The sequence below is a fragment of the Antarctobacter aquimaris genome (assembly GCF_900184945.1).
GTDB lineage: Bacteria > Pseudomonadota > Alphaproteobacteria > Rhodobacterales > Rhodobacteraceae > Maliponia > Maliponia aquimaris.
Genome location: NZ_FXYF01000004.1, coordinates 143,380 through 155,408 on the forward strand (window position 1 = coordinate 143,380; position 12,029 = coordinate 155,408).

The 12,029-nt window shown below is 65.4% G+C and carries 10 protein-coding genes and 1 pseudogene; 4 read left to right on the forward strand and 7 right to left on the reverse strand.

Features of this window, described 5'->3' with window-relative positions:
- The first annotated feature begins 29 nt into the window (after window positions 1-29).
- Genes MAA8898_RS08565 through argE form a run of 3 tightly spaced genes read left to right on the forward strand, consistent with a single transcriptional unit; the run spans window position 30 to window position 4,560 of the window.
- On the forward strand, window positions 30-2,099 hold the full coding sequence (locus tag MAA8898_RS08565) for an oxidoreductase (RefSeq protein ID WP_094020580.1): 2,070 nt from the start codon (window positions 30-32) through the stop codon (window positions 2,097-2,099).
- Window positions 2,099-3,430 (forward strand): pyridoxal phosphate-dependent decarboxylase family protein, encoded by a 1,332-nt coding sequence (locus MAA8898_RS08570; protein WP_094020581.1) that lies wholly within the window; start codon window positions 2,099-2,101, stop codon window positions 3,428-3,430. Before MAA8898_RS08565 ends, MAA8898_RS08570 begins: the two co-directional genes overlap by 1 nt.
- A complete protein-coding gene (gene argE, locus MAA8898_RS08575; RefSeq protein ID WP_094020582.1) occupies window positions 3,427-4,560 on the forward strand; it encodes an acetylornithine deacetylase in 1,134 nt (377 codons plus the stop codon). The genes MAA8898_RS08570 and argE overlap by 4 nt, the downstream gene beginning before the upstream one ends.
- A 130-nt stretch (window positions 4,561-4,690) precedes the next feature.
- Here argE and fcl read toward each other — a convergent pair whose 3' ends face one another.
- From fcl to MAA8898_RS08600, 7 genes and pseudogenes are all read right to left on the reverse strand, one after another.
- Window positions 4,691-5,662: a GDP-L-fucose synthase gene (gene fcl, locus MAA8898_RS08580; protein WP_094020583.1), complete on the reverse strand. Its 972-nt coding sequence runs from the start codon at window positions 5,660-5,662 to the stop codon at window positions 4,691-4,693.
- 44 nt (window positions 5,663-5,706) lie between these two features.
- Window positions 5,707-6,831, reverse strand: coding sequence for a GDP-mannose 4,6-dehydratase (gmd, locus tag MAA8898_RS08585; protein ID WP_094020584.1), 1,125 nt, complete (start codon window positions 6,829-6,831; stop codon window positions 5,707-5,709).
- A 226-nt stretch (window positions 6,832-7,057) separates the two neighbouring features.
- Window positions 7,058-7,891: an SLBB domain-containing protein gene (locus tag MAA8898_RS08590; RefSeq protein WP_281252860.1), complete on the reverse strand. Its 834-nt coding sequence runs from the start codon at window positions 7,889-7,891 to the stop codon at window positions 7,058-7,060.
- Window positions 7,865-8,101 (reverse strand): annotated as a pseudogene (locus tag MAA8898_RS27060) (polysaccharide biosynthesis/export family protein); the annotation flags it as partial. The pseudogene MAA8898_RS27060 and the gene MAA8898_RS08590, both read right to left, overlap by 27 nt.
- A gap of 191 nt (window positions 8,102-8,292) precedes the next feature.
- The gene (locus MAA8898_RS25765) at window positions 8,293-8,541 is read right to left on the reverse strand and encodes a hypothetical protein (protein ID WP_141194816.1); all 249 of its coding nucleotides are present in this window, start codon (window positions 8,539-8,541) and stop codon (window positions 8,293-8,295) included.
- 376 nt (window positions 8,542-8,917) lie between these two features.
- Window positions 8,918-9,490: a sugar transferase gene (locus MAA8898_RS08595; protein WP_094020586.1), complete on the reverse strand. Its 573-nt coding sequence runs from the start codon at window positions 9,488-9,490 to the stop codon at window positions 8,918-8,920.
- A 394-nt stretch (window positions 9,491-9,884) separates the two neighbouring features.
- Window positions 9,885-10,643: a metallophosphoesterase gene (locus MAA8898_RS08600; RefSeq protein WP_094020587.1), complete on the reverse strand. Its 759-nt coding sequence runs from the start codon at window positions 10,641-10,643 to the stop codon at window positions 9,885-9,887.
- Window positions 10,644-10,853: 210 nt separating this feature from the next.
- Here MAA8898_RS08600 and MAA8898_RS08605 point away from each other — a divergent pair, with 210 nt between their 5' ends.
- A complete protein-coding gene (locus MAA8898_RS08605) occupies window positions 10,854-12,002 on the forward strand; it encodes a calcium-binding protein (RefSeq protein ID WP_094020588.1) in 1,149 nt (382 codons plus the stop codon).
- Window positions 12,003-12,029 lie beyond the last annotated feature (27 nt).

Here is a 12,029-nt window from a genome sequence, read left to right on the forward strand (position 1 = left end):
TTGCGCGACCCACGAAACGGAGGCCCCTCTTGCGCGATCCCCGCTATGACATCCTGTTCGAGCCGATGGCGATTGGCCCGGTGACCGCGAAGAACCGTTTCTACCAGGTGCCGCATTGCAACGGCGCGGGTTACCGCGACCCGTCGGCCGCCGCCGCGATGCGCGGAGTCAAGGCCGAGGGCGGCTGGGGCGTGGTGTTCACCGAGCAGTGCGAGATGCACCACACCTCGGAGATCACGCCATTTATCGAGCTGCGGCTGTGGGAGGACAAGGACATCCCGATGCTGGCCAAGATGGCCGAGCGGATGAAGGAACACGGCGCGCTGGCCGGCATCCAGCTGGCCTATTCGGGGGTGAACGGGCCGAATTTCTACACCAAGGAGGTGCCGCGGGCGGTCTCTGCCGCGCCGATCCGCACCTTTACCAACGACCCGGTGCAGGCCCGCGCGCTGGACAAGGAAGACATCTGCGACCTGCGCCGCTGGTTCGTGAACGCGGCGAAACGGGCCAAGCTGGCGGGCTTCGACCTGATCTGCCTCTACGGCGCGCATGGCTTCGGCATCTTCCAGCACTTCCTGTCGCGCGCAACCAACCACCGGACCGACGAATACGGCGGCAGCCTGGAAAACCGCGCGCGCTTCGTGAACGAGGTGATCGCCGACCTGCGCGACGCCGTGGGCGACGACATGGGGCTGACGCTGCGGGTGTCGCTGGACGAGAGCATCGGCGATCTGGGCTTTTCCAACGCCGAGGTGCGCGACTTCGTCGAGATGAACCGCAACCTGCCGGACCTCTGGGACCTGGCGCAAGGCACCTGGGAGGCGTGTTCCGGCCCCTCGCGGTTCAAGGAGGAAGGTGCGCAGGAGGCGCTGGTGCGCGGCATCCACGAGCTGACCGACCGGCCGATCGTGGGCGTCGGGCGCTTTACCTCGCCGGATGTCATGGTGCGGATGATCAAGTCCGGCGTGCTGGATTTCATCGGCTGCGCGCGGCCCTCCATCGCCGACCCGTTCCTGCCCAGAAAGATCGACGAGGGCCGGATCGAGGACATCCGCGAATGCATCGGCTGCAACATCTGCATCACCGGTGACATGACCATGTCGATCAGCCGCTGCACGCAGAACCCCACCTTCATGGAGGAATGGCGCAAGGGCTGGCACCCCGAGCGCATGAACCCCAAGGGCGACAGCGAGAGCGTGCTGGTGGTCGGCGCGGGGCCGGCCGGGATGGAGGCGGCGCGCGCGCTGGCTGAACGTGGCTACGACGTGGCGTTGGCGGAGGCGGGGCGGACATTGGGCGGACGCGTGGCGCGCGAACGGCTGTTGCCGGGGCTGTCGGCCTGGGGGCGCGTCGCGGATTACCGCGAATTCCAAATCAGCCAGAAGCCCAACGTGCAGGTCTATTTCGACAGTCGGCTGGATGCCGAGAGCATTCTGGAGTTCGGCTTTCAGCATGTGTGCATCGCCACGGGCGCGAAATGGCGGCGCGACGGGGTGGCGCGGCAACACGTGGTGCCCTTTGCCATCGACCCCGCGATGCCGCGGTTCACGCCGGATGACCTGATGGACGGGCAGCGCCCTTCGGGACATGTCGTGATCTACGACGACGATCACTACTACATGGGCGGGGTTCTGGCCGAATTGCTGGTGCAGGCAGGCAACAAGGTCACGCTGGTGACGCCCTCGGCCTATGTCTCGGACTGGACGGTGAACACGCTGGAACAGCACACCATCCACCGCCGGCTGGCGCAGATGGGGGTGGAGATCGTGCTGAACCGGGGGGTGGTGCAGATCGGCGCCGGGCACGTGGTGACCAACTGCACCTATACCGAGACGCTGCGCGAGATCGCATGCGACGCCGTGGTCATGGTCGCCTCGCGGCTGGAGGAAAACGCGGTATTCCGGGATCTCAAGGCGCGGCAGGCAGACTGGGCCGATGCCGGGATCCGGACGGTGAAGATCATCGGCGACGCGCAGGCGCCTGGGCCGATCGCCTGGGCGACCTATGCCGGGCACCGCTACGCGCGCGAGCTGGACATGGTCGAGATCGGCGACGCCCTGCCCTTCCGGCGCGAGATCACCGGGCTGGCGGTGGACTGATGGACCTGTTTCCCTTCGACGCCGACCAGACCGGCGAAATCCTCGACTGGACCGCGCGCCGCATCGCCGAGGGGCCGGACCCCAAGCACGGCGCGCAGAGCTTTGCCGTGCTGGACCCGGTGCTGGGCGGGTCGATCCGGGCCGAAGGGATCGGGGCGGACCGCGCCTTTGACCTGTTCACCCGGACCATCGTGCCCTCCACCCGCCCCTTTGGCCATCCCACCAGCCTGTCCTTTGTCGCCTCCGCCCCGACGCGGGCGGCGCTGTCGTTCGACGCGGCGCTGGGGGCGGCGGGGATCTTTGCCGGCAACTGGGACGGCGGCGCGGGGGCGATCCATGCGGAGAACCAGGTGCTCGCCTGGCTCAGCGGGCTGGCCGGCTGGCCGGAAACGGCGGGCGGCGTGTTCGTGGCGGGGGGCACCCTGGGCAACCTGTCGGCGCTGCACGCCGCGCGCGAGGCAAAGGCCGGGCCGCGCCCGGCCCGCTGGGCGCTGATGTGCTCGGCCGAGGCGCACAGTTCGATCCGCGCGGTCGCCCGCGTGATGGACGTGGACGTGATCGAGGTGCCCACCGACGCGCGCGGCGTCATGACGGCCGAGGCGGCACGCGCCGCGCTGGGCGATCCGGCGCGGGTCTTTGCCGTGGTGGCCAACGCGGGGGCCACGAACTGCGGCGCGGTGGACCAGATCGCCGGGCTGGCCGACCTCTGCCAGGAGCATGGGCTGTGGCTGCACCTCGATGGCGCCTATGGTCTGGCCGCGCTGGCGGACCCCGGCGCGCGGCCGCTGTTCGACGGGATCGAACGCGCTGACAGTTTCATCGTCGATCCGCACAAATGGCTGTTTGCGCCCTATGATTCCTGCGCGCTGGTCTACCGGGACGCGGGGCTGGGCGCGGCGGCGCACGGGCAGAAGGCGGTGTATCTCGATACGGTGGACAAGACGCACTGGAACCCGTCCGACTACGCGCTGCACCTGACGCGCCGGGCGCGCGGGCTGCCGCTGTGGTACTCGCTCGCGGTGCATGGGACCGACGCCTATGCCCGCGCCATCGCCCGCTGCCGGGACACCGCGCAGGCGCTGGCCGACGGGATCGCCGCGACGCCCGGGCTGAGACTGCTGCTGGGCCCGCAGTTGACCGTGGTGCTGTTCCGCCCCGAGGGGATGGCCGAGCCCGACATGGTGGCCTGGGCCGAGCGGCACCGCCGGTCCGGCGCGCTGCTCTGCCTGCCGACGCGCTGGCAGAGCGAAATGGTGTTCCGCCTCTGCGTCGTGAACCCCGAGACCGAGGCCGCCGCCATCCTCGACGTGCTGAGGACTCTGGTGCCATGACCGGAACGGCGGAGGTACTGGAGCGGCTGGTGGCCTTCGACACCGTCAGCGCACGGTCGAACCTGGACCTGGTCGGCTACGTCGAGGCGTTCCTGAAAGAGCGCGGCTTTGCCGTCACACGGATGCCGGACGACACCGGGCAGAAGGCGGGCCTCTATGCGCAGATCGGGCCCGAGGGCGCGGGCGTGCTGCTGTCGGCCCATACCGACGTGGTGCCGGTCGAAGGGCAGGCCTGGACGCGCGACCCGTTCCGCCTGACGGCGGAGGGGGATCGGCTGTACGGCCGCGGAACGACCGACATGAAGGGCTTTCTCGCGGCGATGCTGTCGGCGGCGGACCGCGCGGCCCGGCGCGACCTGCGCGAACCGCTGAAGCTGTCAATCTCCTACGACGAAGAGGTCGGCTGCCTGGGAATGGCGCGGATGGCGCCCGAGTTGCAGACCTTGGTGGGCAAGCCGCGCGCCTGCATCGTCGGCGAACCGACCGGGATGCAGGTGGCCGTGGGGCACAAGGGCAAACGGGCGTTCCGCGCGATTTGCCACGGCCAGGCGGGCCATTCGGCGCTGGCACCACGCTTTGTCAACGCGCTGCACCTGGCGGGCGACTTCATGACCGAACTGCGCGGTATCCAGGATTGGCTTGCGGCCGAAGGCGCGCGGGACGCGGCCTATGACGTGCCCCATGCCACGGTGCACGTGGGCACGCTGAGCGGCGGCACCGCGCTGAACATCGTGCCCGACCGGGCCGAGATGGCCTTTGAACTGCGCTTTCTGGGGGACGATGTCCCGGACGCCATCGTCCGGCGGATCATGGCGGCGGCCGAGCGCGTCAGCGCCGCCCATCCCGGCGGCCGGATCGAGGTGGAGACTGTGAACGCCTACCCGGGCCTTTCCGTTGCACCCGGGGCCGAGGTCGTGCGCGTGGTCCGGCACCTTGCCGGGAACGCGGGCACGCTCAAGGTCGCCTTCGGCACCGAGGCGGGGTTCTTTGACCGGATGGGGGTGCCCACGGTGGTCTGCGGCCCCGGGTCAATGGAGGGACAGGGGCACAAGGCCGACGAATACATCGAAACGGCCCAGCTGGCGCTGTGTGACGCCATGCTGGACCGGGTTCTGGACAGCCTGACCTGAACGACATGCATGACCGTCAACGGTTGTATGGCCATGACCATCGGTGCAAGGCGACGAAAGATCGGGGCCTGGACGGGTTGTGATATCCACGCAGAGGACCGCGACTCGCGGGCGCGGATGAAGCGCCGTTTCAGCCGCGAAAGCTGTCCTGGTTGTCGAGGAACCACTGGTAGGTCTCGCGCAGCCCCTCTTCGAGGTCGATCGACGCCTTCCAGCCCATGTCGGCCAGACGGCTGACGTCCATCAGCTTGCGCATGGTGCCGTCGGGCTTGGTCCGGTCCAGCTCGATCCGGCCCTTGAAGCCGGTCACCTCGGCGATCAGCTGCGCCAGCTCGTGGATCGACACGTCGACCCCGCTGCCGACGTTGATGTGGCTCAGCTGCGGCTGGGTGTTGGCGTCATAGGTCTTCTTGTCGAGGTCGAGCACAAAGAGCGAGGCCGCCGCCATGTCGTCGACATGCAGGAACTCGCGCCGGGGCTTGCCCGTGCCCCACATCACGACGCTTTCCTTGCCGTCCTGCGCGGCCTCATGAAAGCGGCGGATGAGCGCGGGCATCACGTGGCTGTTTTCCGGGTGAAAGTTGTCGCCCGGGCCGTACAGGTTCGTCGGCATGACCGAACGGTAGTCGACGCCGTATTGCCGGTTGTAGCTTTCGCACAGCTTGATGCCGGCGATCTTGGCCACGGCGTAGGGTTCGTTGGTGGGCTCCAGCGGGCCGGTCAGCAGCGCCGCCTCGCGCATCGGCTGCGGTACGGCCTTGGGGTAGATGCAGGACGACCCCAGCTGCAGCATGCGCTGGACCCCCGCCTCCCAGGCGGCATGGATCACGTTACACTGCACCATCAGGTTGTCGTAGATGAATTCGGCCGGGTAGGTGTTGTTGGCGTAGATGCCGCCCACCTTGGCGGCGGCCAGGATCACGATGTCGGGCCGTTCGGACAACATGAAATCCCGCACCGCAGCCTGGTCGGTCAGTTCCAGCTCGGCATGGGTCCGGGTGACCAGGGTGATGTCCTCACCTGCCGACTTGCGCGCCTCGAGCTTGCGGGTGATGGCCCCGCCTACCATTCCACGGTGACCAGCGACATAGATCTTCGGCATGGCGTGCCTCCTGTCTTCGAAATGGTACCCGGTCGCGCCCGGTCTCAGCCGTTTTCCTGCGCCATGGGGATGTCGTATCCGTGATCTTTCAGCAGGGCGTGGCGGCGCGCGGTCTTGAGGTCGGCGGCGACCATCTCGACGCACATCTCCTGCGCCGTGATCTCGGGCACCCAGCCCAGCTTTTCCTTGGCCTTGGCCGGGTTGCCCAGCAGGGTCTCGACCTCGGCGGGGCGGAAATAGCGCGGGTCGATGCGCAGGATCACGTCACCCGGTTTCACCGCCGGCGCCTTGTCGCCGGTGACCGCTGCCACCTTGGCAACCTCATCCACGCCCGTGCCCGAGAATTCCAGCTCGATCCCCAGCTCCCTGGCGGTCCACTGGATGAACTCGCGCACGGAATACTGCACGCCGGTGGCGATCACGAAATCCTCGGCCTGGTCCTGCTGGAGCATCATCCACTGCATGCGGACGTAATCCTTGGCGTGACCCCAGTCGCGCAGCGCGTCGATGTTGCCCATGTAGAGGCAGTCCTGCAAACCCATGGCGATGTTGGCCATGCCGCGGGTGATCTTGCGGGTGACAAAGGTCTCGCCCCGGCGCGGGCTCTCGTGGTTGAACAGGATGCCGTTGCAGGCATACATGCCATAGGCTTCGCGGTAGTTCACCGTGATCCAGTAGGCGTACATCTTGGCCACGGCGTAGGGGCTGCGCGGGTGGAACGGCGTGGTCTCGGTCTGCGGGGTCTCCTGCACCAGGCCGTACAGTTCAGAGGTCGACGCCTGGTAAAAGCGCGTCGTCTTTTCCATCCCGAGAAAGCGGATCGACTCGAGCAGGCGCAGCGCGCCGGTGGCGTCGACGTCGGCGGTATATTCCGGCGCCTCAAAGCTCACGGCGACGTGGCTCTGCGCGCCAAGGTTGTAGACCTCGTCCGGGCGGACCTCGGACAGGATGCGGGTCAGGTTCGAGGTGTCCGTCAGGTCCCCGTAATGCAGGGTGAAGTCTTTGCCGCGGGTGTGCGGGTCATGGTAGATGTGATCGACCCGCTCAGTGTTGAACAGCGAGGCGCGGCGCTTGATGCCGTGAACTTCGTATCCTTTTTCAAGAAGGAACTCGGCAAGATAGGATCCATCCTGGCCGGTGACACCGGTGATCAATGCGCGTTTCGTCATGGCAACCTTTGAAGTGTCTTGAGTCTTGTGCCCACCTGAGTGCCGGGCGTCGGCGGTTCCTTACACCATTGATCCCGGGTCCGCGAGGGCAAGCGACGCGAAAGCGGCCGGAAATTGCCGCTTTGCAGCGTGACCGGACAGGCCACCACACAACCGCCGGTGGCCCAAACGGAGAACCCCGCCCTGGGTCCAGGACGGGGTCAGATCCAGGCGCGGGCGGCGTCGGTCAGTTCGCGGCGCCGGCCGCCGCGTTCAGGATGGACGGAAAGGCCTGTTGCAGAGCGCGGCCCCATTTGGTGATCGGCTGTTCCTCGATGAACACGATATCGTTCGGCCGCATCTCGAACCGGGTCATCAGCAGCAGGTTCGCCGCATTGCCCGCATCCAGGTGAAAGGCGACAACCTCGCCCGCCCGGCCCGGATCGCTGTTGCCGCGCAACACGTAGATTTCCGTCGGATCGCCGGTCGTGGTGTCGAACCCGCCTTCGCTGTACAGCACGTCCGCCAGGGTCGCCACGTTGCCATAGGGCAGGGCAAAGCGGCTTTGCTTCGACACTTCGCCGCTCAGATAGACGTAGTCACGCCCTTCGGCGCCCAGCTCGGTGCGCTGCTTGAACAACGAGCGGCGTTCGTCCAGCGCCGCGCGGCGCAGGCCGATCTCGGTGCTGAGCGCGTTCAGCGCATTGCCCCGCGCACTGGACCGCAACGAGATCACGTCGATCTTGGCCTTGTAGAACTCCAGCGCGCGATCCAGGTCATAGGTCGTGTCCACGAACACCGCGTCGCCGTTGACCAGCAGCTTGTCGTTCAGCTCGGGCTGGGCGCGGTAGGTTTCGACCGGGATCTGGTACAGCGTGCCGTCGCGGTAGATGCGGATCGAGGCGAATTCCGCGTCGCGGACCGTCAGACCGCCCGCCGCGATCAGCGCCTCGCCCAGCGTCAGGTTGCTGGGCGTGACGGGCACCACCCGCGGCGACTTGACCGCACCGCCGACAACCACGCGGCGCGAGTTGAACTCGGCCACCTCGAGGCTGAAGGACGGGTCGATCTGGTTCGACACGAGGGTCTGGAACAGGCGGTCCTCGGCTTCCTGGAGGGTCATGCCGGCCAGCTGGACGGCGCCGATCTCGGGGATGGCGATCGAACCGTCGTCGCGCACCGTGTAGCCCCGGCGCTGGTTCGTGGCCGCAAGCAGGCGGGACAGCTGCTCGATCGTGCTGCCCGCGCTGCGGGTCGCCAGCAGGAGCACGTCTCCTACGCCGATGCGGTAGGGCTGCGGCGCGTATGGCTCAACCGCTACTCGTTACCGGAGCACTGAAAAAAATTAGCAAACCGGGTATGAAGTTCTCAGACCCGTATATTACTGGGGTCGACAGTAAAAAATTAAAGGGCCCACCCATTCCACGCAAAAATTATTAGCAAAATAGCTATCCCTTTCGATGAGCGCCTTTTGCGTGGCTCTCATAACTCCTTGACGCCCGGCCTCATACCCAATGGGATATTTATTACTGCAGGTCGCCGCCCCACTGATGCCTGACCATTTCCGCACACTGAAGCCCCAAGCTCCGCTTTGGATATTTCTTGCTCGACTATCTCTTTTAGGATAGTGATCGCCTTACAACTGGAAACCAACCCTTCATTTGCCGCAAATGTGGCCAAGTCATCAAAAACATCAATCATCCACGAGAATTTGGTCGGTTCATGTTTCAAGGTGTTCACCCTCTTTCCGCTTGCCGTACACGGTCACGTTGTTTTTCAAGCATCGATAAACCGAAAAAATGGTAAACAAAGCGTTTACTGCAAGATCAGAGCGCAAAAAACATTCAAGGAAAACAGACTGTTGAATAAATGTCGCACAATGCTTTCGCGCCTACCATGATCTCGGAAGGATTGATAGCTATTCGGAAGTATGTTGGCACATCGCATTTTCGAACAACCATTGGTTGATTGCCTTCCTTCTTGTAAAACCCAGTGGGGAATTCGACTTGTTTTATTGAAACCTTTTACCCTTCCCAGCAGTGTGATTCGCGCCGCGCTCGGATACGAAGGGAGTGGCGGCTGGGTCCGATCACGAACTCTCGGCGGGTTAGGCACGGGCACCTGATCGCGTCGCCTCAAAGCCCTCGGCATAGCCGAGTTCGGTCTGCGCCAGCCCGCTGACGCCCGGCCGCACGATGTGGCGTTCGCGGTAACCCGGCACAAGCTCCAGGTACTGCACGGCGTGGTCGTAGTAATCCGGGCGCGGGCCGATCAAGCTCATGTCACCGCGCAACACGTTGATAATCTGGGGCAACTCGTCGATGCGCGACTTGCGCAGGAAGCCGCCAAGCCGGGTGATGCGGTCGGTTTCCAGCGGCGCGTCGGCGCCGCGCTCCACCTTGGGCGCGACGCGCATGGAGCGGAACTTGATCGCCTGGAAGGCCTTGCAGTTCCGGCCCATCCGGGACTGGACATAGAACAGCGGTCCGCGGTTGTAGAACGGGTTCAGGATCAGCAGGAAAAGGGCACAGCCAAGCACGACGGGAAGCAGCAAGACACTGAAAACCAGATCGAATGCCCTCTTTGTCGCGCGGAACAGGCGCCGATGACCCGCCGCGCGCCCTTGCACCGCCTTGGTTGCGGGAAAAACCGCGTCATCCACAAACCTCACATCAAACATCCTGCCCCCTCAGAGCGGTAACACGTCGGTTTGGCCCGGAAAATTCAGACCTCCGCCTCAGAGCCGGTCTAAGGAATGCCCCGACGTGAAGTCAATTAACAAAACCTTAATGCCCGCGCTTTATGGAGCAGTTGGTAAAGAAACAACTCAAATTGGCAGCACCTGGTGTTTGCAACTGTCAGTTTGCAGTTTTTCATTCCTTTCCCAATTCCCGAATTTCCAGGCATGTATGAATTTACGAGTTTCAAAACTGCCAATTGCAACTCCTGGGTGTGCGCCCTCCGCAAATCCTGCTCGACCCAAAACCGTAAGCCAGCCATCGCCTGAATCCATTTTTACAGGTAGTCAGCTGAGAGGCCGAGATGGACCCGCCCTGAAGAGCGGTCAGCCCCGTTCAGGCGGAATGAAAGGTGACGCTGTCGGTTTCGACCAGGGCGGCCGTCAACACGCCCGTTGCGTAGGCGCCGGTATCGGTGGTAATGCGCCCCTCGGCCGCCTCGGGGGTTTGCGTGATGGTGTGGCCATGCACCACCCACAGCCCGTCGGAACGCGGAAGCCGCAGGAAATCGGGATGCCCCCACAACAGGTTGTTGGCGGACTGGGTCTCGATCGGCGCGGCCGGGTCGGCGCCGGCGTGTGTCACCACGACGTTGCCCGTCTGCCAGGACAAGGGCAGGTTGCGGAGCCAGGCGATCGTCTCCTCGCCCATGGCGTCGACCAGCCGGTCGCGCATGTCCAGCCAGTCCTTTTCGGGCCGCTCGCCCAGAACGGGCGGCACTCTGTAGCTGGCCAGGGTCTGCAATCCGCCATGCCGCAGCCAGCGCGGCCCGTGTTTGGCGGGGTTGTCCAGCGTGTCCAGCAGCATCGTTTCATGGTTGCCCATGATGCACTGCATCGCGTCGCCGGCGGCCTCGCTCAAGAAACGGACCCGCCGCAACAGCCGCGCGGTGTCCTCGCCGCGGTCCACGTAGTCGCCGACCGTGACCAGGACGGCATCGGGATGGCGGAGGCGGTCCAGGTGCCGCAGCAGGCGGTCGAACAGGTGATCGCAGCCATGCAGGTCACCCACCGCGAAAAACGGAGTTTCGGGGCGGATCGGGGCCAGTTCGGCAGAGGGCCTGTCCGGCTCGGGCGTGCGGCGGCGAAAGATCATGCCGTGAAACTAAGCGCTTCGCGTGCCTCTGAAAAGCGGGATCGCAGACTTCGTAAACACGGTCCCCGACAGTCCGCGCATGGTCACGCCACCGCGGACGCCCGCCACGACGCAACCCCGAATTAACCCAGTGTGACGATCTGATTTGCCTTGCGCGGCCGTGTCGGCGACACTGGCCTGAATCAAAAAGAACGATCCCGAGGCAGAGCGATGATCCTGATCACAGGTCTTCTTGGCATGATGGCCCTTGGCTCTCTGGCCTTTCTCACCTTCAACGACGAGTCGGAGGACGAGCCGGACCCGGAGCGTGACGAGACCGAAGACGCCGCAGGCGGCTCTGACCCGGACGTCGAGCCGGACGGCTGGGAAGCGCTCTTGCCTGACAACTGGTCAGGATCGCTGCTGGACGACGACCCGGATGATGACCCGGAAGACGATGGCCCGGATGACGGCTCGGAGTCCGATCCGGACGATGAAACAGCGTCTTATCCGGACGACACTCCCCTTCCCGGCGATGCCCCCCTGCCGCCGGCCGACATAAAGGCGCCGGCCGACGTTGCGGACCCGACAGCGGACCCGGACCCCGCCGCGCCGGGCGCCGGGGCGCAGGAGTTCATCGGCAGCGACGAGGGCGAGTCGATCCAGGGTGGCGACGGCGCTGATCTGATCCGCGGGTTCGGTGGCGGGGACACCCTGCTGGGCGGGGCGGGCGATGACACGCTGACCGGCGACACCGGCGACGACGATCTTTACGGTGATGCCGGGGATGACGTGATGTACGGCGGCACCGGCGATGACACCATGATGGGCGGACTGGGCGCGGACATGCTGCACGGCAATGCCGGGCACGATGCGCTGCACGGGCGCGAGGACGCGGATACGCTGATCGGCGGTCGCGGTCACGACACGCTGTACGGCGGCGCAGGCGATGACCTCCTGTTCGGCCTCGACCGGGGTCCGGACGGCGAGGACCAAGACGGACGCGACTACCTGAACGGCGGCATCGGGGATGACACCATCGTCGCCGGTGAGGATGACGTTGTCTGGCTTGGCACCGGGGCCGACGTGCTTGTCCTGGGGGACTGGATGGTCTCGCAGGGCGCGCAGGTGCTCGACTTCGACGAGGACGAAGACCAGCTGATGGTGGTCTACAACGACAGCGCCCATGGCGACGCACCCGAGATCGGCCTGCGCCTGAACGCCGAAGATCCCGGCCTGACCGAAATCGTGCTGGGCGACGAGGTGCTTGCCACCCTGCCCACCGAGGACGCGCCCGCGCTGTCCGCGATCGTGCTGATCGGTGAAAGCACGCTGGCCGATCTCGACCTCGAAGAGCTGGATTCGCGGCAGTTCGGCTAGGTCCGCAGCTTTGCCGAACGGCTCTCA